The organism is Roseobacter sinensis (genome assembly GCF_025755255.1).
GTDB classification, from domain to species: Bacteria; Pseudomonadota; Alphaproteobacteria; order Rhodobacterales; family Rhodobacteraceae; genus Roseobacter; species Roseobacter sinensis.
Genome location: NZ_JALIEB010000024.1, coordinates 1 through 24890 on the forward strand (window position 1 = coordinate 1; position 24890 = coordinate 24890).

14 protein-coding genes are annotated in these 24890 nt (G+C 65.6%); 5 read left to right on the forward strand and 9 right to left on the reverse strand.

Going from position 1 to position 24890, the window contains the following annotated elements; all coding sequences use genetic code 11:
* Positions 1-246: 246 nt before the first annotated feature.
* Positions 247-765, forward strand: coding sequence for a flavin reductase family protein (locus tag MUB52_RS21330; protein ID WP_263846179.1), 519 nt, complete (start codon positions 247-249; stop codon positions 763-765).
* 3 nt (positions 766-768) lie between these two features.
* Here the strand turns inward: MUB52_RS21330 and MUB52_RS21335 are convergent, their stop codons facing one another.
* Both MUB52_RS21335 and MUB52_RS21340 read right to left on the reverse strand, forming a co-directional pair.
* Positions 769-4374 (reverse strand): translocation/assembly module TamB domain-containing protein, encoded by a 3606-nt coding sequence (locus MUB52_RS21335; RefSeq protein ID WP_263846180.1) that lies wholly within the window; start codon positions 4372-4374, stop codon positions 769-771.
* Complete coding sequence (locus MUB52_RS21340) at positions 4374-6182, reverse strand: autotransporter assembly complex protein TamA (RefSeq protein WP_263846181.1); 1809 nt, start codon at positions 6180-6182, stop codon at positions 4374-4376. The genes MUB52_RS21335 and MUB52_RS21340 overlap by 1 nt, the downstream gene beginning before the upstream one ends.
* Before the next feature lie 581 nt (positions 6183-6763).
* Here MUB52_RS21340 and MUB52_RS21345 point away from each other — a divergent pair.
* Genes MUB52_RS21345 through ggpS form a run of 3 tightly spaced genes read left to right on the forward strand, consistent with a single transcriptional unit; the run spans position 6764 to position 10173 of the window.
* Entirely contained in the window at positions 6764-7900 is a 1137-nt protein-coding gene (locus tag MUB52_RS21345) for an NAD(P)H-dependent glycerol-3-phosphate dehydrogenase (RefSeq protein WP_404818259.1), read from the forward strand.
* Positions 7897-8661: an HAD family hydrolase gene (locus MUB52_RS21350; protein WP_263846183.1), complete on the forward strand. Its 765-nt coding sequence runs from the start codon at positions 7897-7899 to the stop codon at positions 8659-8661. Before MUB52_RS21345 ends, MUB52_RS21350 begins: the two co-directional genes overlap by 4 nt.
* Before the next feature lie 3 nt (positions 8662-8664).
* Positions 8665-10173 (forward strand): glucosylglycerol-phosphate synthase, encoded by a 1509-nt coding sequence (ggpS, locus tag MUB52_RS21355; protein WP_263846184.1) that lies wholly within the window; start codon positions 8665-8667, stop codon positions 10171-10173.
* Here ggpS and MUB52_RS21360 read toward each other — a convergent pair whose 3' ends face one another.
* Positions 10174-13929 (reverse strand): Ig-like domain-containing protein, encoded by a 3756-nt coding sequence (locus MUB52_RS21360; RefSeq protein WP_263846185.1) that lies wholly within the window; start codon positions 13927-13929, stop codon positions 10174-10176.
* 376 nt (positions 13930-14305) lie between these two features.
* Here MUB52_RS21360 and MUB52_RS21365 point away from each other — a divergent pair, with 376 nt between their 5' ends.
* Positions 14306-16531 carry a CHASE2 domain-containing protein gene (locus MUB52_RS21365; RefSeq protein ID WP_263846186.1) on the forward strand — a complete coding sequence of 742 codons (2226 nt, stop codon included), beginning with the start codon at positions 14306-14308 and terminating at the stop codon, positions 16529-16531.
* Here the strand turns inward: MUB52_RS21365 and MUB52_RS21370 are convergent, their stop codons facing one another.
* The 6 genes from MUB52_RS21370 to MUB52_RS21395 form a co-directional block, all read right to left on the reverse strand.
* Complete coding sequence (locus tag MUB52_RS21370) at positions 16532-17854, reverse strand: HlyD family type I secretion periplasmic adaptor subunit (RefSeq protein ID WP_263846187.1); 1323 nt, start codon at positions 17852-17854, stop codon at positions 16532-16534.
* A 4-nt stretch (positions 17855-17858) separates the two neighbouring features.
* Positions 17859-20048 (reverse strand): type I secretion system permease/ATPase, encoded by a 2190-nt coding sequence (locus MUB52_RS21375; RefSeq protein ID WP_263846188.1) that lies wholly within the window; start codon positions 20046-20048, stop codon positions 17859-17861.
* Positions 20045-21418, reverse strand: a complete 1374-nt coding sequence (locus MUB52_RS21380; protein ID WP_263846189.1) for a TolC family protein — start codon at positions 21416-21418, stop codon at positions 20045-20047. Before MUB52_RS21380 ends, MUB52_RS21375 begins: the two co-directional genes overlap by 4 nt.
* 154 nt (positions 21419-21572) lie before the next feature.
* Positions 21573-21968, reverse strand: a complete 396-nt coding sequence (locus tag MUB52_RS21385) for a DUF3307 domain-containing protein (protein ID WP_263846190.1) — start codon at positions 21966-21968, stop codon at positions 21573-21575.
* A gap of 133 nt (positions 21969-22101) precedes the next feature.
* Complete coding sequence (locus MUB52_RS21390; RefSeq protein WP_263846191.1) at positions 22102-23208, reverse strand: ABC transporter ATP-binding protein; 1107 nt, start codon at positions 23206-23208, stop codon at positions 22102-22104.
* A 27-nt stretch (positions 23209-23235) separates the two neighbouring features.
* On the reverse strand, positions 23236-24888 hold the full coding sequence (locus MUB52_RS21395; protein WP_263846207.1) for an alpha-glucosidase: 1653 nt from the start codon (positions 24886-24888) through the stop codon (positions 23236-23238).
* Positions 24889-24890: the final 2 nt, after the last annotated feature.

Genomic DNA, 24890 nt, shown 5'->3' on the forward strand with positions numbered 1-24890 from the left:
CTTCGCAACCCTCGGCGACACCTCAACACTCGCTGACCCAACCGTCGTCGACGACCTCATCAAAAACAGAATGAATAAGGCCTGATCCGGCACGATCTGAACAGGCGGGGCCAGCGCCCATGCGCCGGCCCCTTTTTTCCATCCGGCACGGGTCCGGTGCTTGCCCGGGCGGCATGGCGCTTTACATCGCAGCAAAGCGCCGTGGCGATACGAAACCGTCGCCAGGCCTCATCTGTGGAGACCTGCATGTCGGCCGAGCCGCGACATTTCGAACCCAGTGCGGACCGCACCGCCGATCTGCGGCGCGCGTTCGGCTGTTTCGGCACGGGCGTGACCGTTGTGACGGTGCAGACCGACGCGGGCCCCCTGGGCATGACCGCCAATTCCTTTTCCTCGGTGTCGCTCACACCGCCGCTTGTGCTCTGGTCGCCCGCGCTCTCCTCGGCGCGGCACGACGCATTTGCCCGCGCCGCCACATTCTGCATCCATGTGCTGAGCGACCGGCAGTTGGAGATGGCCCGCCACTTCGCGCAGACGGGCGACGGGTTCGATCAGTTCGACTGGACGCCGGGCCCGCTTGGCGCGCCGCGTCTTGCAGGCTGCCTGGCCGAGTTTCACTGCAGCACCCATGCGATCCATCCCGCAGGGGACCATTCGCTGATCCTCGGCGAAGTCCAGCACGTGATCGAAGGCCGCCTCGACGCCTCCGGTCTGCTCTTCGACCGGGGCCGTTTCGGACGGTTCTCCGACGATGTCTCCGGCTGAGCCTCAGTAGTCCCGTTCGAAGAAGATGCCGACGCCGGTATTGCCGTCTTGCTCCAACGTGCCGCGGGCCTTGAGCGAGTCGGTCACATCGAGGTTGATAGACAGCTCCGTCTCGCCGCCCCCCGTGACCACATCGGTATAGATGTTCTCAGAGATGTATCGCCCCGCCCTCACAGCGGCCGCGCCATCCTCGGTCGTCGTGATATCCAAGTCATCCAGTCCGAAGCCTTCGCGCAGATTGCCGATCAGGCCGACGCCCTCGCGGCCCGCAAGCGTCGCCACCGCATTGGCCAGTTGCAAGGCCTGGAAGGCCGAGATTTCACTGATGTCGCGCCCGAAGAGCAGCTGCGACAAGACCTGATCCTCCGGCGCATCCGGTGTCGAGACGAAAGAGACATCCGGCGTATCGGCCGGACCTTCCAGCACGACACCGGCGGTGCCGCTTTCCGTATTCGTCGACGTCACGAAGCGGATGTAGGGCACCAGATCGCCCTGAAACTGGATAAGACCCTCCACCAGATCGAAGCGTCGGCCCAGAATGTCGAGACGGCCCCGCACCAGTTCGAACTGCCCGGCAGAGACCAACCGTGCCGTCGTCCCGCCGATCTCGAGCGCACCGCCAAGCTCGGCGTCGATCCCCCTGCCCCGCACGAAGATGCGCTGCGGGGCATTGATCCGGAGGCCAAGCCGATAGGCCGCCGCGCGCGTGCCCGGACCCGATGCCGCTGGCTCAGGAATGACGCCAGCCCGCCGCCGTGTTGCGGTCACGTCGGCCGGGGCGTTCAGATGGGTGATATCGGGGATTTCGCCGATGCTGGTGATGCCCGAGGAGGGCACGGTGACGAGGGTTTCGCCCACGTCGATCGTTCCGGCGATCCGCGCCCCGCCCGTCAGCGGCCCGTCGATCGAAATCGCACCATCGAGCACGGTCGAGAACAGGCGTGGATCAACAAAGCCGACGCTGCGGAGGGCCACATCGAGGTCCGCCGCGAGGCTTGCGAGGTTCAGACTGCCTGAGGCGGCGATCTGCCCGCCCGTCTCCACCGCGCTCTCCGCGTTGATCTGCAAGCGGCCGCCTGCGAGATCGAGCGTGCTCTCCAGATCGCTGAGCACGAGCCGCAGGTTGGGCGCGGCAAAGCGGGCGCCATCGACGGTGATGCGTCCGGACACGGCCTCGAGCGACGGGGCCCCGTTGACCGCCAGGTCGAACTGCGCCTGACCCTGCAGGCTGCGGGGTGCAAGGAACGGCTCGGAGAGACCCAGCGGCAGGGCCCCCGCGACATCCAGCGCGACGGTACCATCCTCGCGGACAAGCCCGGTGATGGCCGCATCCGTCCCGGCGGGTCCTGCGGCACCCGTGTCGACCTGCCAACCCTCCGGCGTGCGCCGCGCATCGCCGGCGACCGACAGCGGCCCGCGGATCTGCGGGACAAAGACACTGATATCGGGAAGGGCGGCAGAGAAGGTCACAGCGGCCTCCGGTCCGGTGGCAAGCCCCTCGACGCTGACGGTCGACCGAAAGGGCCCATCGGCGTCCACATCCACGTTGTAGCCCGCACCGGTCAGCCAGACCCGGCCAGCGGCCTCCAACGGGCCCTGCACGCTCGGGACCAGGGGGCGTAGCTCCGGAACGGACAGATCGAAGCTCACGTCCGTCTGCGGGCCGGTTGCGCGGCCCGTCACGCTCAAGGTGCTGTCATAAGGCGCGTCGGCCTGCAAATCGACCAACCAGCCCGAGCTGTCCTGATTGGCCTCGGCCACAACCGTGACCGGACCCTCGTACTGAGGCAGCACCAGACCGATATCACGCAAGGCCGCCCGCGCCGAGACCACACTGTTGTCGGTCTGCAGATCGAAATCGCCGGTGAGTTCGAGCGCGTCATTGCCGAGGTCCAGCTCTTCGACGAAGGTGCCCGACGCATCGCGCCGCGCGGTCAGAGACAGCTCTGTCCGGCCCGCAAGCACCGCATCCGCCTGCGGTATGCCGACGGTCAGATCGGTGGTGACCCCGCCGATCGCCAGATCGAACATGCTGCTGAGCGGCGTCACCGTGCCGGCGACCGCCAGTTCCGCGCCGCCGGCGATCGGCTGGCCGGCCAGACCAGCAAAGCGGGCGAGGTCCTCGGCCCGTACCTCCAGATCAAGCTCGGTCGGGAAGCCCCCCGCAAGCCCGTCCACGACAATGTCGCCAGCGAGCCCGTAATCATCCCCGGTGAGCTCCAGCCCGGTGATGCGGATCGGCTGATCCTCGACGTAGTCGATGTTGGCGCTGCCCGTCACGGTCTGTCCGACAGCCTGTGCGGCATTCGGATCGGACAGGGCCAGCCCGGTGGCCGTCAGGTCCAGATCCCCCTGAAAGCGGCCCACGGTCGCCAGGGCGCTTTGCAGCGTGCCATCGAGGATCAGCCGCGCGGTGTCCAAGCTGAGATCATCGCGCGCGAGTTCGCGCAGATCGAAGGCGCCGCGGAAGGCATCGCCATTTGCGGCATCGTATTGAACGCTCAGCGTCACCTGCTGCACTGCCGTCTCGACATCCGCCCCCGGCAGGATCACGGGCGCACCGTCGGATCGCGCGATCTGCCCGCCCACATCGATGAAGACGGGCCAATTGTCCGCATTGAGGCGCAGCGCGCCGGCCAGCTGCGCCGATTGCGCATCAAGATCAAACGCCTGCACGTCGACGCCGCCCTCTGCGCGCAGCAGCGCATCGAGCGCGATCCGCACATCCGGCCCGAAGAAATCGCGCGATTGCGGTGCAACCAGCGCCGTGATGTCGCCACCAAGATCGGCCCGGACACGTCGGTCCGGCGGCGCGCCGTCCGTCTCGACCGGCAGAGCGCTGAGCACCACCTCGCCTGCCACGCGCGGCTGACCGTCGGTCGCAAGCGTGATGTCGGCGGCAAAATCGTCGAGCGGGCCGCGCCCGGCCACGGTCAGATCGAGCGAGGGCTGCCCCGGCAGGTTCATGAGCCGCCCGACCAGCCCGCCCGCCTCTTCGTCAAGCTCCATCTGCACCGCAATCTCGGAGGTCGCGCGCTGGAAACTGCCGTTCACGACATAGGTGCCCTGCGCCGCGTCGAGCCGGTTGGCGGTCAGATCGAGGGCCGCGCCATCGTCATCGAGCCGCGCGCTGGCCTCCATGCCAAGCTCGGCCGCCGCGCCCAGGATGGGCGCACCCAAGGAAATCCGCTCCAGCTCGATGCGCTCGATATTGATCGACACCGGCAGATCGGGCAGCGCAAACTCGGTCGCTTCGGCCGAGGGGATCTCGGTGGTCTCCTCCGCCTCCGGCAGGCGCGGCAGCTCCAGCACCGCGGCACTCAGCCGGTTCACCTCCAGCCGCCCACGCAGCAGCGCCAGCCGGCTCCAGTTCAGCCGCACATCCTCCAGCGTGAGCCAGATGCCCTGATCGTCGGCGATGGTCATCCGGTCAAAGGATGCCTCGGAGCTCAACGCGCCCTCGAAGCCTTCGATATTCACCTCGCGCCCCGCTCCGGACAGCAGATCCTCCAGTGTCCGGGTCAGGAAGCCGCCGTCATCCTCCTGCGCGGACACGGCCCAAGGCGTGGCCAGAAGACAGATGAGAGCGAAGAGGCGGAGGAGGCGCATCAGAAGGACTGCCCTATGCCGATGTAGACTTGGATCGAGGAACCATCGTCGTCGCCCGAGGTGGGAACACCGACATCCAGCCGAATGGGCCCGATCGGGGTGTTATAGCGCAACCCGACGCCCGCACCGCTTTGCCACTCACCGGAGCCATCCGGAAACACCTCCTCGCCGACGTATCCCACATCGAAAAAGCCCACGTAGCCCAAGTTGCCGGTCGTGCGCATTCGGACCTCGGCCGAGAGCCCCAGAAACGACCGCCCACCGACGATGCGCCCACCGCCCAGATCGACGCCAAGCGACTGGTAGTCATGACCGCGCACCGTGTCGCTGCCGCCAGAGTAGAACAAGAAATCGGCCGGCGCCACCGAGAGCCCCGGCCCGACCAGAGACCCGAGCTGCCCGCGCAGGGCAATGGTGGTCGGGCGCGCATCGCCGAAGGTCCGGTAGGTGCGCAGATCGACGGTGGTCAGCACCCCATTATCGGCGCCGTCGATGGCCAGAAAGGGTTGGACCTCGGCGTCAACGTAGTAGCCGCGGCGCGCATCAAGTGGTCTGTCGCGGTAATCGAAAGTCGCGCCGGCGGGCACCAGGAACAACGTGTATTTGTTGTCCCCAAAGGCATCGCGCGTGTTGGCGCGCCGCAAGCCGATACCCAGGCGGTAGCTGCGCTGCTCTGACGCTATGCGCTCGATGCCGAGGCCGATGGTGGCCTGGCGTGAGAAGAAGTTGACCTCATCCCGCTGCTCGACCTCACCCAGGATGTAAAGCCCGGTGTCCTCGTTGAAGGTCGCCGGGCGCTGGTAGAGCGCCCCGACGAGAAAGTCTGTCCCCCCCGTCTCGCCTCCGATACCCTCGATCTCGGCTTCGAGGCGCAGCCGCTCCGCCCCACCGAAGAGGTTGCGATGCAGCCAGAAGGCGCTGAACGACAGCCCCTCGACGGTCGAGACCTCTGCGCCGAACCCGAACCGCCGCGGCTTTTCCTCGCTGACGCGGGCGGTGATGGGCAGGGTCCCCGATGGCGTCGCTGTCTCGGCCTCGATCATCGCGACCGAGCGGAACGCACCGGTGCGCCGCAGCCGTGCCGCCGCCCGCTGAAGATCTTGGGGTGAATAGACCGACCCCATCGGCAGCCCGGCGATCTCAAGGATCCGCTCCGCGCGGACGGCCTCGTTGCCCGCGACGCTCAGCTGTCCGAAGCGCAGCTGCGGCCCGGGATCCATCTGCAGGCTTACATTTAGCGTCTGATCGGCGTGCTGCGCTGTCACAGTCTGATTGCGCAGCCGCGCCTTGGCGTGCCCCGCTGCGCGCCAACCGTCGGTTGCGGCGCTGACCGCGTCCCGCATGAGGCTCAGCCGCGCCGGCTCACCCCGCCGGAAGCCCTCGGGCAGATCGGTGTTGGGCGCCAGCGGGCCAATCTCGGCCCGATCGAACCGGAACGCGCGGCCCGGTGTCACGCTGATCTCGGCCCGGGCCACATCGGGGGGCGGCGCAACCGAGGTGATCGTGGCCGCCTCGCGCCCGTCCAGCGCGATGCGGATGGTCGCACCGTAAAACCCGTAGTCATACAGAACGGCCAGCAACCTCTGGTAGTCAGCCTGCGCGAGGGCCACGATCTCCTGCGCCGAGATCTCGGTCTCGGCGCGTGACTGTTCGATCAGCAGCGAGCCGCCTTCGAGATCGGCTCGAAGCTCCTCTGCCATCGGCCCCTGCAACACCACTTCGAGCGCCGCAGCGGGCCCTGCGCAGATGAGCCCCATGGCCAACGCAATCCCGCGACCCCGGGTCAACAAACCGTTGCGCCTCGTCATAACCTGCACCTTGCCCCCCTTCGGCGACGTAATCTGCGATGCCCGGCCGGCAACACACCGTCTTCGCGAACCACAACGCCGCTTCTGTTCTAATGGGATTTCCCGTCGGGCTGCAAACAGACAAATCCCGACCGGCGCAATCCGGTTGTGTTTCGCCGCGCGTGGCGGCACAAGGGCTCCGGCATCGGAGACCGCAAATGCCCAAAAACGACATCTGGGCGCCAATACAGTCCCGCCATCCTGGCACCACTGGGCGGCCCGTCAGCGGCCAGGTTCGGGTCCGCCCTCCCCCGGACGGGATCGCTAAAATCCCGGAAAGAATGTTAACCAATCGTTTTTTCGTAGATTTCCGATGGCTGGACCCCGAATCCGAACCAGCATCGGATCCTGCGGTGCCCCTCGGAAACCTTGCCTATTTTTTGTGCAGACAGCAAATTTCTCACGCAGAGAAGATGTCGCAAACAGACTGCGCGCCTTGAACTGTGCGCCCGACAGTTTAGGTCGACATATAGGCGATGTGGCCGAGGTAACGTGCGCTCAAGCACCTAGAACCTCAGGCGAAAAGAACGCGAAGGGTCATGATGGTGTCAGATTCTCCCGCCCCGGGCTCCGAAGTGCACAGCAAACCCTACGACCGGGTCGCGGTCGTGGGCGCAGGTGCATGGGGCACAGCATTGGCCACCGTCGCTGCCGCTGCCGGACGCCAGGTACGCCTCTTCGGGCGCGACCCCAAGACCGTCGAGAACATCAACACGCGCCACGAAAACCCGGCCTACCTGCCCGATGTGCCGCTTCCCGATACGCTCGCGGCGACCCATCAGCTCTCCGAAGCGGTGACCGGGGCCGATGCGGTGCTGATGGTCGTGCCGTCCGGCGCGGTCCGGACCATGGCGGCCGATCTGAAGGTCTTCCTGCCGCCCGGCACACCGGTTGCCGTCTGCACCAAGGGGATCGAACCGAAGACCGGCCTCTTGATGTCGCAGGTCGCCGCCGAAGAGCTTGGCGACGTGCCCGTCGGGACGATCTCGGGGCCGACCTTCGCGCGCGAGACAGCGCTCGGCCACCCCACCGCGGCCACGGTCGCCTTCGAGTTCACTCACACCGACCGGCTGGCGCCGACCCAAAGCCCGGCGGCGCGCCTCGCCGTCTCGATGAGCACGCCCTTCTTCAAGACCTACATCTCGGACGACCTCGTCGGGGTCGAGATTGGCGGCGCGATCAAGAATGTGATCGCAATCGGCTGCGGCATGATGACCGGTGCAGGCTTTGCCGAAAACACGCGGGCGGCGCTGATCACCCGCGGCATGGATGAGATGAAGGCGCTGGCCGAGGCGCTTGGCGGCCGGCGCGAAACGGTGACCGGCCTTGCGGGTGCGGGCGATCTGACACTGACCTGTTCCAGCCAGACTTCGCGGAACATGTCACTCGGCGTGCAGCTTGGTCAGGGCACCCCGCGGGCAGCCTGCTTTGACGGGCGCGCGGTGGTGGTCGAGGGTGAGGCGAATGCGGCATCCATCGTGGATTTGGCACGTCGGGTGGGCATCTCCATGCCGATCTGCGAGACCGTGCATGCCATCCTGCATGGCGGTGCCGATCTGCACCAGGCCTTCGCTGATCTTTGGACCCGGCCCATCGAAGCCGAGCCGCGCGCGCTCGACATCTCTCTCAGCAACCCCGCGCAGCCGCGCGTCAGCCAGGTGCAGGGGCGCGCCTCGTGACCCCACCGCTGACCAACCGCCGCTTCGTTCTGGCGACCGATCTCGACGGTACGTTTCTGGGCGGGACAGCCGCGGACCGCGCCGCCCTCTACGACTGGATCGAGGCGCATCGTGCCTCGGTGGGGCTGGTCTTCGTCAGCGGCCGCGACCCGGAGTTCATCTGCGAGCTCTGCGGCAGTGGCGAGGTGCCCTGGCCGGAATATGTCATCGGCGATGTCGGGACCACCATTGCGCAGGTGACCCCCGAGAAGGCCATCGCGCCCATCGAGGCGCTGGAGCGCGAGATCGCGGCGCGCTGGAACGGCAGCGGCGATCGCGTCAAGGCGCACCTCGAGACGGCGCCCGGCCTGCGCCTGCAGCCAACCGAATTTCGCTATCGCGTGAGCTACGACTACGACCCCGACACCTTCGACCCCGCGACGACACGCTCCGTCGAGGACATGGGCTTCGATGTGCTGATCTCCGACAACCGATACCTCGACGTGCTGCCGAAAGGCGTGAGCAAGGGGCCCTCGTTGTTGCGCCTGCTCGATCACCTCGAGGTGGCCCAGCGGAGCGTGCTCTCTGCCGGGGATACGCTGAACGATCTGTCCATGCTTGTCGCAGGCACGCCCGCCGTGGCGGTGGGCGGATCCGAGGCGCCCCTGCTCGAGGCGCTGCCGCCCGCGCCGCATATCTATCGCGCGGAAGGTGTCGGCGCGGCCGGTATCCTCGAGGCGGTCGCACATTTCAACTTGCACCCCACACCCGAAAAGGTCTGATCCATGTCCTCCGATCTCGTGATCGTCTATCACCGCCAGCCCTACGAGGAGGTGGAGAAAGACGGCGAAATCATCCTGCGCGAGAACAAGAGCCCGAACGGCATCGTGCCCACGCTCAAGAGCTTCTTCGGCACCGCGGAACACGCCGCCTGGATCGCCTGGAAACTGGCCGACGACCCGGCCAACCCGGATTTCGAACGGGTGGTGGAGATCAGCGACGCACATGGCGACTACACGGTCTCTCGCCTGCCGCTGACCCAAGAGCAGGTCAGCAGCTTCTATCACGTCTCATCGAAGGAGGCGTTCTGGCCGATCCTCCATAGCTTCAAGGAGAAGTTCAATTACGACCCCGTCGACTGGCCCACTTTCCGCGAAGTGAACTGGGCCTTTGCGGAGGCCGCTGCGCGCGAGGCCGCGCAGGGCGCGCGGGTCTGGATTCATGACTACAACCTCTGGCTGGTGCCCGGATATCTGCGCCAGCTGCGCTCCGACGTGACCATCTCGTTCTTCCATCACACGCCCTTTCCGGCGGCGGATATGTTCAACGTGCTGCCCTGGCGGCGCGAAATCGTCAAAAGCCTGCTCGACTGTGACATCGTCGGCTTTCACATCCCGCGCTACGCGTCGAACTTCGTCTCGGTCGTGCGCAGCCTCTTCGACGTTGAGGTCAAGAAACGGGAAATGGTGGCCGACGAACTGATCTCGGACGGCACCGCCCTCAGCGAGCGATCCGCGCCGACGCTGCTGAGCTTCGAAGACCGCGAGATCATCGTCAGCTCGGCGAGCGTGGGCGTGGCGGTCGACTTCATTGAGGAGCGGGCGGCGGATCCGGCGGTGCGGGCCGACGCCGAGAAGATCAGGGAGTCCCTTGGCGACTGTCGGCTGATCCTCTCGGTCGGCCGGACAGACTATACCAAGGGTGGGGTCGACCAGATGGAAAGCTTCGAGCGCGTCCTGACCGATACCCCCGATCTGCGCGGCAAGGTCAAGCTGATGCATGTCTCGGTCAGCGCCAACCGCAACATGTCGGCCTACGCCCTCACGCAGACCGGCATCGAGGAGACGGCGGGCCGGATCAACGGGCGCTTTGGCACGCTGGAATGGCAGCCCATCGCGCTGATCTCGCGCGCCATCCCGTTCGACGATCTGATCAAGTATTACCTCGCTGCGGATGTGGCCTGGATCACCCCGCTGGTCGACGGGATGAACCTCGTCTGCAAAGAGTATCTCGCCGCGCGCACCGACGGCGACGGGGTGCTGGTTCTGTCCGAATTCGCAGGCGCAGCAGTGGAGTTGAACTCTGCGGTGATCACCAACCCCTTCTCGCACCGCTCGATGGATCAGGCGATCCTGCAGGCGCTCGAAATGCCCGAGGACGAGCGGCGCGACCGCATGAAAGCGCTGCGCCGGGTGGTCAGGAAGTATTCGGTTCAGGCCTGGGGCGACACGCAGCAGGCACAATTCGCCGCCGCCATTGCGCGAAAGATCGAAGCCGGAGTTGCGGCTAGCTGATCAACTCGTGACGATGGCGCCGGTGACGTCGATGTCGGTGTCCACACCCAGGGTTGCCAGAACATTGCCGCCATCGACATAGGAGTAGACGTCGAGCGTGTTGCCCTTGCCGTCGTCAATCGGGGTGTCCGAGACTTTCTGGAACCCGCCGGTGCCGCTGCTCACGAGCAATAGGCTGTCGGAGCTATCGCCGTAGATGATCGCACTTTCCGGCAGGGCCCGATCCAGCAGGGTCTCAAGCTCGCCGTCGCCCGTCGAGGACAGGTCGATCACGTCCTCCAGCGAAATCTCCAGAACATTCGCCTGACCGTTGTCCATGTCGATGGCTTCGATGTCACGCAGATCCAGCGTCGGAAGCAACTCTTCCGACAGATCGCCCGCGACGTCGATCTGAAGCACATCCCGCCCCGACCCGCCGTCCAGCACATCGACCCCGGCCTCCGGCGCCTCTGTCACGCGCAGCACATCATCACCGGCGCCCGCAAGGATCACATCGGCACCGGACCCTCCGTCGAGCGTGTCTGCGCCGTCGAAGCCGAAGATCACATCGTCACCGGCGCCGCCTCCGATCTCTTCAGCGAAGTCACTGCCGAAGAGCAGATCGGCGCCGTTTTGCCCGTCCGTGTTCTGCGGCGTCTCGGCCTTGCCCAACACCTCGCTCGAGAAGAGCTCAATCTCGGCCGTGCTGAGGTCGCCGTCGAGATCGAACTGCGCCTGCGCGCTGATCCGGTTGCTGACCCCCAGAAGCGCTTCGATATTCTCGATACTGGCGAGCGGCAGCGCGTAGTCGGTCCCGTCCACGATCAGCCCCGCGCTCTGCTCGGTGGCAATCGTTCCATGATCGGTGTCATCGGCGGTCAGCGACAGATCGAGCGAGATCAGGCGTGGCACGAAGACCGGCACCTCGGTGAGCGCATTCGCGAGATCCTCGGCGGATTGGAGAATGGTCGGCTCGGGGTCGATCTCCTGCAACAGGGTCGGATCGTAGCGATCACCGATGCCGAAGGCCTGGATATCGATGTCGAAGGCATTGCCCGGCGGGTTGGTCAGGGCCTCCAGCGAGTCGCGCCAGCGGTCACTGTCGGGCACGCCGTCGGTGATGAACAGCAGCAGATTGGTCTCGTCCGCGGGCTGCGCTGCAAGCAGGCTGTTGGCCTCATCCAGCGCCAGATCCCACCGCGTCGCACCCCGCAGGAACGGCAACGCGAGAATGGCGTCCGGCAGATCGGGATCCTGCAGGTCGAAGGGGCCGATTGACGAGGCGGCATTGGAATAGCTGATGATCTGAACATCGACCGAGGTCGCCGAGCCTTCGAAGCGGTCTGCCAGCAGGAGGATCGCGTCCTTGACCGCCTCGCGCTGCACCGCCCAGTCCACCTCGCCGATACTGCCGGAGCTGTCCATGGCAATGACAAGGTTGATCCCCGGGGGCTCGACCGCGGTGGAGTCGATGGTCAGCGCTCCGGCCGCCGTACCCTCATCGGGTTCGGTCTGGAACGACAGCGAGACGGCCTGGCTGCCGGTGCCACCGCTGGCGCTTTCGACCGCAATGGTGACCTGACCGGCCGAGACGCCGCCCTGCGCGTCAGTGACGGTGTAGCTGAACCGGTCAAGACCGACAAACCCGTCGGTGGGCGTGTATTCGAAGCTGCCATCGGTGCCGAGGGCCAGCACCCCGTGGCTGGGGCCATCGGACCCGAGCGCAAAGACGAACGCGGCGCTGTCGACGTCGCTTGCTGCAAGCTGCCCGGTGATCGATCCTTCGGGCATGGTTTCGAACACCGTGTTCTGAGCAACCATCGGCGCATCGTTGGTACCGGTCAGCGTGACCTCGACCTGCTGCGCGACGGTCGCGCCCTCTATATCCGTCGCAACAGCCGTGAAGGTCTCGATCACCGTTTCGCCTTCCGCAAGACGGTCGGCGCGGTCGCTGTCGAGCAGGTAGGTCCAGGCGCCCGCGGCCGTGATCGAGAAGGTACCGAAGAGCGCGGCCGACGATGCGCCACTCCAGTTGATCGGGCCTGCGCGGTCCGGGTCCTCGGCCGTGAGCTGGCCGCGCGCGTCCGCAGGCCCGTCGCTCTCGACGACGCTGCCCAGGTTGGCGCCGGTCACCGTCGTGATCACGGGCGCATCGTTGACCGGAGAGATCGTCAGGGTGACCGAAGCCTGCGCCGTCTCTCCGTCCGGGTCCATGACCAGAACGCCGAAACTGTCCGTGCCGGTGAAATCCGCGTCAGGCCGATAGGAGAAGGTGCCATCGGGGAAGAGCGTCACCTCGCCATTCTGCGGCAGATCGGTGATGGTGTAGCTGAGCGGGTCGCCGTCTACGTCACGGGCCGCGATAACCCCGGTCACGGCGGTGTCTTCGGGGCCGGTCACGGCCGTATCATCCGCCACCGGCGCATCGTTGACCGCCGCCACCTGTACCAGGACGGTGCCCTCCACAACCGCGCCGCCGGGTTCAGAGGCCGAGAAGGTGAAGCTGTCGGTGCCATTGAAGTCGGGATCGGGCACATAGTCGAACTGCCCGTCCGCCGTGAGCGTCACGGTCCCGTTCGAGGGGCTGCTCGCCAAGGCGAAGACCGTGCCCACAACGCCGGAAATGACGCTGACATCCCCCATGATCGCATCGGCTTCACCGGCATCTTCGAGGCCGGTCACAACGATGACAGGCCCCTCGTCCTGGATTGCGTTCAGCCCTTCGTCAAAGGGCTCAGGCGGCTCGGTCCCCTCGTCGGTCTCGACCGGTGGCGGCACCGGCGGGATGGCGGCGGGCTCGTCGAGCCCGTCGAGGTTCTGATCGGTCTCGAGCTCTCCAGCCGTTCCGCGGCCTGCCGTGCCCGTGCGGCTTGTCGGAACGGAGACAAAGGCATCGCCCGCCTCGACCCTCGCCACGGCCGAGCGGTAGGCTGCAAAGGCCTCCGCGATCAGCAGATTGTCCTCGGCCGCGTCGAGCGGGCTGCGCGCCACCTCGCGCACCTCGCCGGTGGCGGCTGATACGACCCACTTCGTATCGGTCTGGGTGATCGTCGCGACCAGGTTGCCGTCGACGTCCCGCAATTCCACCCGACCCCGCGCGCCGTCTGGATCGTTGGTGAGCGAGACTTCGGTGGTGTCGACGCCATCGACCGTGGCGACCTGGACCACAACCGTGGTCCCGCGGATCCCCATCGTCGAGGACGGTGTGCTCACCTCCATACCGCCGGTTTTTGCGACCTGCCCGGCGATGAAAACGAACCCGCCCTGGATCAGGCTGAAGGTCCCAGAGTTCTCCTCGGACTGCGGATCGTAGATCAACTCGTCGATCACCATCCGGGATGCGGCTGAGAGCGTGAAGATCGTCCCGTCCACGAAGGTCAGCGACACCGCCCCATCCTGCCCGGTTGCCACCACATCATTCTGATAGATCACCGAGCCCACTTCGAGCGGCTCGACCGTCCCGTCGGACCGCTGCACCGAGGCGCTGCCCTCGGCGGCTTCCACCTGCCCGATCGGGCTGGGAAAATCGCCGGTGCCGGCCTGCGCGTATTGACCCGGCGCAACCGGGCCGGCGAGGCGTTCCACAAGGTCCCCGCGCAGAATGGCACCATTCGGATCCGTCAGGTCCGCGGGCTGCGGCCGTGCGAAATAGTCCGGTACGCGGAAGTTTGCCGCCCCGTCGTTCACGATATAGAGGTCCGGGCCGAGGCGGAAGAAATCGCCATTGAAGAGCAGGCCGCTGTCGGGCACGAGGACGGCGCCGGACGCGTCACCCATGAGGGTAACTACCTCATCCGGGTCCTCATTTTGCGCTTCATGGTTGCGCGACACGCGGGTCATCCTCAAATACCTGACTTAACCAATTCTTAACCCAAAACGCGCGGCTGGTATGTGATCGAGCCCACGTTTTGCAAAATAATTGCCCGAAAAAAGCCATATTCGCACCGGCGCAGGAAAAAAACCTTGATTATCTTCAGATCGCGAACAATCGCCGATCCGCCCATCGGCTTGATCCAGCGCCCGATTCGGTCAGTATAGCCCTGCAACCGGACACGCCGGTCTGCCTCGCGCGGAGGACGCGCGCACGTCCGGCAGGGGGCCGATCAACACCGCGATGCGCCAGTGGTTTTCAAAATGGATCGGGTGGGTCCGTGTGGTCGCTGTGCTCGGCCTGCTCTGCGGGCTGGTGATCCGCGTTGGCGATCCGCCCCCGATTGCCGCGCTGCGCAACGCCTCTTTCGATCTCTATCACCAGTCCAAGCCGCGCGACCTCACGCCTCTGCCCGTGAGCATTCTGGATATCGACGACCGCAGCATCGAGGAGATCGGCCAATGGCCCTGGCCCCGCAACCGGCTCGCCGAGCTGGTAGAACGTGCGGCTGCGCAGGGTGCCGCGGCCATCGGCTTCGACATCGTCTTTGCCGAACCCGACCGCCTGTCGCCACCGCAGATCGCGCGGGACAATCCCGGTATGCCGGACCCGCTGGCCACCGCGCTGGGGACGCTGCCTGACAATGACGACAGCCTCGCCAGCGCCTTCGCGCGCGCCAGGGTCGTCGTCGGGCAGACCAGCGTTCGGACCGAGGCGGGCAATCGCACCGAGAAGCGCGAGATGGCGCCTGCGCCGCACGCGCTGATCGGGCCAGATCCCATGCCCTTCCTGATGCAGTTTCCAGATATCGTCCAGAACCTGCCCGTGCTGGAGGCCAAGGCCGCCGGGCGCGGCATGTTCGCCACCCGCCCCGACGCCGATGGCATCTACCGGCGGGTACCACTGGTGATGGCCGTCCAGGGCGAGGTGCGGCTTGGCCTTGCCGCCGAGCTTTTGCGCGTCGCGACCGGCGGCGATCCCTTCATCCTGCGCACCAATGACGCCGGCATCGACGGCCTTGTCATTGCGCGGCAGCTGATCGCGACCGCACCAGACGGCACCGTATGGCCCTATTTGACCCCGTCGACGCAGAGCCGGTACGTCTCGGCCGCCGATCTTCTGGCGGACCGCGTGCCCGAGGGGCGCCTGGCGGGTCATCTCGTGCTTGTCGGGACCTCCGCCATCGGGCTGGAGGATTTTCGGGCCACGCCGCTGGGGGTTGCCATGGCCGGGGTCGAAATCCATGCGCAGGTGCTCGAAAACATCATGGCGCAAAGCCTGCTGATCCGGCCCAACTACACCATCGGCGTCGAGCTGGTGACAACACTTGTACTCTGCCTGCTGGTGATCATCTTTGCGCCCTCGATCTCGGCGCGTGCGCTGATCGCGTCATCGCTGCTGCTGATGGGTGGCTATGTTGCGCTGTCCTATGCGCTCTTCTACAATCAGCGCATCCTGCTCGATCCGTCGTTCCCGGCCCTGGCGACGGCAGTCACCGTGATCCTGATTTCGACGGTGAACTACCTGCGCGAGGAGCGTCAGCGACGGGAGATCCGGAATGCCTTCGGGCAGTATGTCTCGCCCGATCTGGTGGACCAGCTGAGCCGCAACCAGAGCCGGCTGACCTTGGGCGGCGAGTCGCGTCAACTGACGCTGCTCTTCAGCGACGTGCGGGGGTTCACCGCGATCGCCGAGGAGTTCCGAGACGACCCGGAAGCGCTGACACTGTTGATGAACGAGTTTCTCACCATCCTGTCGACCGCGATCATGGATGAGAAGGGCACCATCGACAAATTCATGGGCGACGCGGTGATGGCGTTCTGGAATGCCCCCCTGCCCAACGACGATCATGCCCGCGCCGCCTGCCGTGCCGCCTTGAAGATGATCGCGGATGTCGGGGCCTTCAACACGGCCCGGCGCCGCGCGCAGAAGCGCAAGCGGGTCGGACAGAAAGGACAGGCCAAGGGCAAACGAACGCCCTGGGTCAAGGTGCATCGGATCAACGTCGGCATCGGCATCAACACCGGGCAATGCGTCGTTGGCAACATGGGCAGCAAGATGCGCTTCGACTACACCGCGCTCGGAGACCCGGTGAACGTCGCCTCACGCCTGGAGGGCCAGTCGCGCTACTACGGCGCCTCCATCATCCTCGGCAGCGCCACCGCGCAGGAGGTCTCGCAGGATTTCGCGCTGCTCGAGCTTGACCGGGTGCGGGTGGTGGGCAAGGCCCTGCCCGAGACCATATTTGCCCTGCTGGGCGATCGTGGCATGCGCGACACCGCGCTCTTCCAAACTGTGCAGTCCAGCAACGCGAAGATGCTCAAGGCGTACCGCGCACAGGATTGGGACCAGGCAGGGGCGGAGCTGGCCACGCTACAACCGCTGTTTCAAGATCTTGGCATCGGCCTCCAGGACTACCTGGAACTTTACGCCACCCGCCTCGCCGATCTGCGGCAGACCCCACCGGCCGCGGACTGGGACGGCGTCTTCGACTCGACCAAGAAGTAGCTACCTCTCGCGCAGGGCCTCCGCCTGGGCGCGCAGGATCGGTTTGGCCAGATAGGAGAGCACGGTCCGCTCGCCCGTCTGGATATCGACCGACGCGATCATCCCCGGCGTGATCGGCAGTGGGTTGTCGGCAGTTCCAAGATGCGAGGTCTGAGTGCGGACGATCACCCGGAAGAACTCTCCCCCATCCTCGCCCGAGATCGTATCCGCACCGATCCGGACCACCTCGCCCTCCAGCGCACCGTAAACGAGGTAGTCATAGGCCGAAATCTTGACCGATGCCGGCTCTCCCGGGCTGACGAAAGCGATATCGCGCGGGCCGAGATCGGCCTCGATCAACAGGCTGTCGTCGATGGGTACGACTTCGACCAGCGCTTCCCCCGGCTGAACAACAGCCCCGATCGTGGTTGCGTTGATGCGATTGATGGTGCCGCGCACCGGCGCACGCAGCTGGGCGCGGGTGACACGATCGTCAGCGCTGCGCAGTGTCTCCTGCACGACGGCGAGTTCCAGTTGCAAGGCCGCTAGACGCTGCCGCGCCAAGAGCGCATAGGCCGACCGGGCGGCGTCGATCTGGTTTTCGGCGCCGAGAATCGCCGCCTGAAGCCGCGGCTCGGTGGCCTGGCCGACCGTGAGGTCACCACTCAATTCGGCCAGCCGCGACTGGAGCCGCAGAAGCTCGATCTGGGGCACCAGCCCGCGCTCGAACATCTCCTCGGTGAGTGCGATCTCGGCCCGCAGCGGTGCGATGATGCCCTCCGTCCGTGCCCGCTGCGCTCGGACCTCCTCAAGCTCGCCGCGCCGTTGCAAGAGCTCCGCCTCAAGCACCTGCAGTTCGCGCGTCAACTGCTCGCGCCGCGACAGGAACACCTCCTCTTCCGCGGCCACGGCCAGAGGCGCGCGGGCCCGCAGGGCGGCGTCGAATTGCACCGTTTCGGCGAACCGCGCCTCCGCCCGGAGACGCGCCGCCTCTGAGAGCACCGCCGCCTCGCGCTCGCGCAGCTCGCCGCGTTCGGCCGCAAAGCGGGTGTCGTCGATCTGCATGAGCACATCGCCCGGCTCCACGATATCGCCTTCGGCCACCGCGATGACACGGACGATCCCGCCTTCAAGGCTTTGCACGACCTGCACCTGCTGCGAGGGGATCACGCGGCCGGTCGCGCGCGCCGTTTCCTCGATTTCATGGGTGGCAGCCCAAGCAACAAAGGCCAGCGCTCCGACAAAAACCGCGAGCAGAAGGCGCCACGGCCCACGATCGCGCATCGCCGCTTCGGCCTCCGTGATGGTGTTGGCGAACTCGTCCTCGATCCGATTGCCGAACATCCGCCTACCCCGCCGCCTTCGCGGCACCCATGGCACGCAGCTTCGCCAGCACCTCGGTGCGCGGCCCGTCAAGCACCGCGCGCCCCTGATCCAGCACAACAAGGCGGTCGGCCATGGCCGCGAGCGATTGGCGATGGGTCGAGATGATCAGCCCCACGCCGGTCCGGTTCAGCTCTTCCAGGCGCCTGATGATCTGACCCTGCATGCGCTGGTCCATCGCATTTGTGGGCTCGTCCAGAAAGAGCGTTTTTGGCCGCCGCAGCAAGAGCCGCGCCAGCGCGACCCCCTGCTTCTGACCGCCCGAGAGGTGCTTGCCCTGCTCGCCGATGAACATGTCGAGCCCCTCCGGCGCCTCGGCGATGAACTCATCCATCGCGGCGAAATAGAGCGCCTGCGCGATCTCCTGATCGCTGGCACTGCGTTCACCGATCACCAGGTTCTCGCGCAGCGTTCCGGTAAAGAGGTCTGGCATCTGCGGCAAATAGCCGATGCCGCGGCGCAGCTCGGCCCGGTCGTATTGCGACAAGGCGATCCCGTCGATCAGCACCGTGCCGCTGTCGGGCTCGATCAGGCCGGCCAGAAGTTTGCCCGTGGTGGTCTTGCCCGACCCGACACGCCCCAGCAAGGCCACGCATTGACCCGGCCCCACCGCGAGGCTCAGCCCATCCAGCGCGGGCCGGGGCGCGTCCGGATAGGTGAAGCTGACCCGGTCAAGCCGCACCGCGCCTTCCGTCACGCGCGCATCGCTTTTGACCACCGTGTCCTGTTCGACCGGCAAGGCCATGAAGCGATTGAGTGCTGCAAGCGACTTGAAGGCATATTGGGCACGGAAGATCGTCTGCGCGATCATGCCGAGCGGCGCCAGAACCCGGCCCGCAAGGATATTGGCTGCGATCAGGCCGCCCACGGTGATGGCACCCTCCGCCACCAGGAAGACCCCCCAGACGATGATCAGTACGGACACCGCCTGCTGAACCAGCATCGTGCCGTTGGTGGCCACGTTCGACCAGAACCGCGTTCGCCCGTTGATCTGGGAGGAGGCGGTCACCGCCGCGTCCCATTCGCGCTGCATTGCTGGTTCCGCGTTGAGGCTCTTGATGGTCTCCACCCCCCCCAGCGCCTCGACCAGAACCACATGACGCCGGGTGGCCATCTCCTGCGCGCGCCCCGCGCTGCGGCCCAGCGGCAGCTGCGCCGCAAGCGCAATCACCAGCACTACCGGCACCGCGAGCAACGGCACGATCGCAATGGGTCCGACCACCCAGAAGAGGGCCGCAACGAAGATGCCGATGAAGAGGATGTCGATGACCGCCACAAATGTGGCTGAGGCGAAGAACTCGCGCACCACCTCGAAGTCCCGGATCGTGCTGGCGATGCCTGCCGCACCGCCCGGCCTGTCCAGCAGCCGCGCGTTCATCGCCTGCCGAAAGAGCGCGGCCGCGACCTTGAGATCGACCCGGCGCCCGATGCTTTCCAGTACATTGGCCCGAACGATCCGCATCATCAGGTCGAGACCAAGCGCGATGCCAACACCGATTGCGAGCGTCCACAGCGTGACATAGGCGAGGTTCGGGATCACCCTGTCATAGACGTTCATCACGAAGAGAGGCAGGGCCAGCGACATCACGTTCAGCAGCAGCGCAGCGGTCAGCACCTGCATCCAGTTGCCCCAATTGGCCCGCACCGGACCCCAGAACCACGATCCGCCGTCGGCATCCGCGTCGGAGTGCATACCGCTCCGGCGCGCCGGGCTGTCCGACCGTGTGACCAGCATGATCTCGGCACGCAGTTGTCTGCGCAGCTGTCGGAGCGGGATGTCCTGCACCAGAGTGCTCTGCGCGGCATCGACGCACTGCACCGTTTTTCGGTCCTTGCTGAGCCCCTGCACGATCAGCGGCGTCCCCGTCTTCGGCCAGACAACGAACGGCAGAGCAATGGCGTCGATGCTGCCGGGATCGCGCAAGACAAGCCGGCAGGACAGGCCGACGGCTTCGAGCGCGCGCATCAGATGGTGCGGATCGGTGGCGCGCGCGCCCGCGGGCAGCCGCGCCTGAACGGCCTCCGCCGAATAAGTCACCCCGAAAGCCTCCGCCATCCAGGCTACCACCGGCAGCAGCGCACCATCTGCGGCCGTTGACCGATCAGGCTCCGGCGGGGCAGCGGCACCTACCTTGGGGTGGATCTCGACCGTCATTCCAGAGGCTCGATTGTCACGTCAAAGATCGCCGTCGGGTTGTTCCTGACACGCTCCTGAAACACAGGCTCGAGCGCCAGGTCGCTCTTGGCGAGGCCAAAATGACTGGCCAGCAGGCTTTGTGCGGCCAGGGCGCGGTAGGTGCTGAAGGCCAGCGCCGATTGCGCACCCACCGCCTCGAATTCGACGTTGAAGCGCGCCCGCTCGACCTCGAGCAGGTCAAGCAGCGTCCGTTTCGCTGCAAGGAACTCATCGCCGTAGACCTCGACAATCAGCCGGTTGATACGGAGCTGATCGGTTAGCTGCGCGGCCCGATCCGCGTTGGTCCGGTAGGTGTTCCATGTCCGCGCGGCCAACTCGCGCACATCGCGGACGGCAACGGCCTGCTCGGCCAGGGCGCGGCTGTTCTCTTCGGCCAGGGCCCGCCGCTCGGCCGCCCGTCCACCCTGGTAGATTGTCCAGCGCAACCCGACCCCGATGGTTTCATCGGTGCGGTTGCCCGAGACCCCATTGCGGTTGATATCCCGCACCACACCGGTGCCGAGCGTCAACTCCGGATAGCGGTCCGCAAGAGCGACTTCGGCCCGAAATCGCGTCTGATCGATCTGGGTCCGCGCAAATTGGACACGGTAACTGTTGGCCACCGCCCTCTGCGTGAGCTCGGTCAGGGTTGGCGGCGCCTTGGCGAGCGGGACCTGCATGGCGCCTTGGGGCGGGCGACCAATAACCCTTTCATAGCGGGCATTTGCATTCCGAAGCGCACGTTCCACATCAAGTTGAGCCAGGCGGGCCGAGCGGATCCGGTCGTCGATGGTCAGCTCATCGCTGAACGGCAGGCGCCCGCCTTGGACCAGCTCGCGCACCTGCGCGCCGATCTCCTCATGCGTGGCGACGTTGCGCTTCGCCACCTCGAGCAGGCGCCGATGCCGATGCACGTCGATGTAGGCCTCGGTCGCATTGAGCGCCATGGTTTCGGAGGCATCGAGCAGGCTGAAGATACTGCCATCGACCCGCGCTGCATTCGCGTAAACGAGGTTTGAGCGCCGGAACCCGTCGAAGAGCACCAGTTCCGCGCGCACGCCCAGCTGGTGCCGCGCCTTGGTGCTGTCGTTGTCCGCCACCGAAAGGGCATTGGGGTCGTCGACCCTCTGCCAGCCGGTTTCGCCCGAGAGGACGACCCGGGGCTCGAATTCGCCGCGCAGTTGGAGCAGTTCGAAGGCAGAGGCGCGCATCTGGGCCTGCGACGCCTTGATCGCGGGGTTTGTCGTCACCGCAAACCGCACGGCCTCGCGCAGCGTCTCAGCCGAGAGACCGCCGACCACCCAGAACATGGTCAGACCTGCACAGAGCAGCATGCGCAGTCGTTTCAAATCGGTGTCCCCCGTAACCACTCACAAAACCCGTAAAAACAATGATTTCACGTTAGCGAAATCGGTCGAAAAAGCAATCTAGGAGCGCTGTGGCGGGAGATTGGGGATGTTGAAGGCGTTTTGCGCCCGCACCGGCGGCTGCGGTGTCGTGAGATCAGCCGGCGCTCTGCGCCAGCAGCCAGAGCCAGATCATGCCGACATAAGTCAGCTGGTGCAGCGCCTGATCGATGCCCGAAGCGCGCCAGTATCCGGAATCCGCCGGGGTCAGCTTCTCACGCGTGGTGTAGCGCCCCTTCCACCAGTCGATGTGGAAATGCACCGCCCATTCCGCCAGCACGAGCGGCAGAACAAACCCGAGCGGCGCACCGACAAGGCTGAACGCGACAAGAGAGCCCGCGGCATGGATGCCCGCGTGCAGAAAGGTTCCGAAATGCAGGTACTTGCCGCGCCCTTCCAGCATCGCCCGGGATTGGAGGAAATAGTCCGCGAGCATGTGTTTGACTTGCAATAAGCACAACAGAATCAACAGTGTGCTGTAACTCGTTACCAAGATGTCTTCCTTTCACCCCCCGGCGCGCCGACACAGAGGCGCCGGAGGAGCATGTGGTCATCCGCGGCCACCGAATCCCTGCCGCGAAAAAGCGGGCCTCAGGCGGTGTAGCACCGTTTTGGCCCCTGCTCTGTCACTGACGATACAAGAGAGATTTCCCGTTCGCAAACAGATGCACCTTGGAAGGATCAGCCGTCAGCTTCATGGTCTGGCCCCGCATGTTGGTATGGATCCCCGCCAGTTTCGCAATCACCGTATCGGTGTCCTTGGCCGAGCTCGGGGCCTCGAAATAAAGCTGCGTCACCTCGCCCAAGGCTTCCACGATGGACACATCATGGGCGAAGGCGTAATTGTCGCCATCGGTGGGGATCATGTCTTCGGGGCGGATGCCCACGTTGACCTTCATGCCCTTCTCCGACGCTTGCGTCGGCACGTTCGACTGGAAGGTCCCGCCGCCTTCGGGGCAGGACACGGTCGTGACCTCGCCCGTCTCGACGATCTCGCCGGCCAGAAGGTTCATCGCCGGCGAGCCGATGAACTGGGCCACGAACTCATTCTCGGGCTTCTCGTAAAGCTCCAGCGGCGTGCCCACCTGCGCGATGCCCTTGTTGGCCAGCACCACGATGCGGCTGGCCAGCGTCATCGCCTCCACCTGGTCGTGGGTGACGTAGATCATCGTGGAGTTGGGCATGCTCTCCTTCAGCTGCGCGATCTCGATCCGCGTCGCGACCCGCAGGCTGGCATCGAGGTTCGAGAGCGGCTCATCGAAGAGGTAGACCTTGGGATCCCGCACGATGGAGCGCCCAATGGCCACCCGCTGCCGCTGCCCGCCTGACAGCGCCTTGGGCAGACGGTCGAGGTACTGGTCGAGCTGCAGCACCTTGGCCGCGCGGCCCACTGCCTCGTCGATCTCCTGCGGCGACTTCTTGGCCAGTTTCAGTGCAAAGGCCATGTTGTCCCGCACCGTCATATGCGGGTAGAGCGCGTAGGACTGGAACACCATGGCGATACCGCGCTGCGCGGGTGGCACATCATTCATGCGGTCGCCGTCGATGGTCAGCTCGCCCGAGGTGATCTTCTCCAGCCCCGCGATCATCCGCAGCAGGGTCGACTTGCCGCAGCCCGAAGGCCCCACGAAGACGATCAGCTCGCCGGTCGTGATATCGAGGTTGATGTGCTTGAGCACCTCGACGTTGCCGCCGTACGCCTTGCCCACGTCCGTCAGTTTCAGATTGGCCATATCCTTGTCCCTCCCAAGACGCGGGTCTTAATCCTGTTTCAGCGCAAGGCAGACTTGCCAGGGCCCCAGGTGCAGTTTGAAGTCCGGCGACGGTGTTGCGCCGCCAAGTTCGTGCCCGATGGTCAGCCAGTCGCCCGGCGGCATGCCGTGCAGCGAGGGCGTATCGGACAGGTTGAAGGCGCAGAACATGGTCTCGCCCTCATGGGTGCGGGTGAATTGCAGCACGTCGCCATAGGCAAAGACACCGCCGTGCTCCCCCTTGATCAGCGAGGGGTGATCCTTGCGGAAGGCAATCGCACGCCGGTAGTGGTGCAGGATGGCACCGGGATCCTCTTCCTGCAGCGCCACGGCACGGTTCAGGTGATCGTGGCTCACCGGCAACCAGGGGAAGCCTTCGGAGAAGCCACCGTTCTGGTTGGAGGCTTCCCAGACCATGGGCGTGCGACAGCCGTCGCGGCCCTTGAACTCGGGCCAGAACTCCTTGCCGTACGGGTCCTGCAGGTCCTCGAAGGCCACGTCGGCCTCGGGCAGCCCCAATTCCTCACCCTGATAAAGACAGGCCGAGCCGCGCAGACACATGATCAGCGTCGCAAACATCCGCTGCGCCGCGGGCGGCAGATCCCAACGCGAGGTGTGCCGCTCCACATCGTGGTTGGAGAAGGCCCAGCACGGCCAGCCATCCCGCGCCACGCGGCCCAGCTCGTCAAAGACCTGCGCGACGCGTGTGGCATCCAGCTTGGTCTTGGCGAGGAATTCGAAGGCATAGCACATATGCACCATCTCGGGCCCGCTGGTGTATTCACCCAGCAACTCCAGACCGCGCTGCGCATCGCCCACCTCGCCCACGCAGGCCGCAGCGGGGTATTCATCAAGCAGCGCCCGGAAGCGCTTGAGAAACGCCAGGTTCTCCGGCTGGTTCTTCGAATAGATGTGTTCCTGGTGGTTGTAGGGGTTCACAGAGGGCGCGATATTGGCGTTGCGTCGCTCTGGCGGCAGGGCTGGGTTGTCGCGCAGTTCCTTGTCGGCGAAGTAGAAATTGATCGTGTCCAGGCGGAAGCCGTCCACCCCGCGATCCAGCCAGAACCTGGTTGTGGCGAGGATCGCGTTCTGCACATCCTCATTGTGGAAGTTCAGGTCGGGCTGCTCCACGAGGAAGTTGTGCAGGTAGTACTGCTCGCGCCCCGGATCCCACTGCCAGGCAGGCCCGCCGAAGATCGACAGCCAGTTGTTGGGCGGGGTGCCATCGGGTTTCGGGTCCGACCAGACGTACCAGTCGGCCTTGGGGTTGGTGCGGTTGGACTGGCTTTCGACGAACCAGGGGTGCTGATCCGACGTATGGCTCAGCACCAGGTCGATCATCACCTTCAGCCCGAACTGATGCGCCGCCTCGACCACCACGTCGAAGTCCGCCAGCGTGCCGAACATCGGGTCGACATCGCAATAATCGCTCACGTCATAGCCGAAATCCTTCATCGGCGAGGTGAAGAAGGGCGAGATCCAGATCGCATCGACCCCGAGCGAAGCGATGTAGCTCATGCGCTGCGCGATGCCGATCAGATCGCCGATCCCATCGCCGTTGGTGTCCTGAAAGCTGCGCGGGTAGATCTGATAGATCACCGCACCGCGCCACCAATCCTTGTCGATCACCGGCAGGTGCAGATGGTGTTCCATCTTTGTCATTT

Coding starts and splice junctions, on each gene's coding strand:
- MUB52_RS21335 (WP_263846180.1), bottom strand. CDS start 4,374: ATGCGCCTCCTCCGCCTCTTCGCTCTCATCTGTCTTCTGGCCACGCCT.
- MUB52_RS21340 (WP_263846181.1), bottom strand. CDS start 6,182: ATGACGAGGCGCAACGGTTTGTTGACCCGGGGTCGCGGGATTGCGTTG.
- MUB52_RS21360 (WP_263846185.1), bottom strand. CDS start 13,929: ATGGGTGACGCGTCCGGCGCCGTCCTCGTGCCCGACAGCGGCCTGCTC.
- MUB52_RS21390 (WP_263846191.1), bottom strand. CDS start 23,208: ATGGCCAATCTGAAACTGACGGACGTGGGCAAGGCGTACGGCGGCAAC.
- ggpS (WP_263846184.1), top strand. CDS start 8,665: ATGTCCTCCGATCTCGTGATCGTCTATCACCGCCAGCCCTACGAGGAG.
- MUB52_RS21330 (WP_263846179.1), top strand. CDS start 247: ATGTCGGCCGAGCCGCGACATTTCGAACCCAGTGCGGACCGCACCGCC.
- MUB52_RS21370 (WP_263846187.1), bottom strand. CDS start 17,854: ATGTTCGGCAATCGGATCGAGGACGAGTTCGCCAACACCATCACGGAG.
- MUB52_RS21395 (WP_263846207.1), bottom strand. CDS start 24,888: ATGACAAAGATGGAACACCATCTGCACCTGCCGGTGATCGACAAGGAT.
- MUB52_RS21345 (WP_404818259.1), top strand. CDS start 6,764: ATGGTGTCAGATTCTCCCGCCCCGGGCTCCGAAGTGCACAGCAAACCC.
- MUB52_RS21375 (WP_263846188.1), bottom strand. CDS start 20,048: ATGACGGTCGAGATCCACCCCAAGGTAGGTGCCGCTGCCCCGCCGGAG.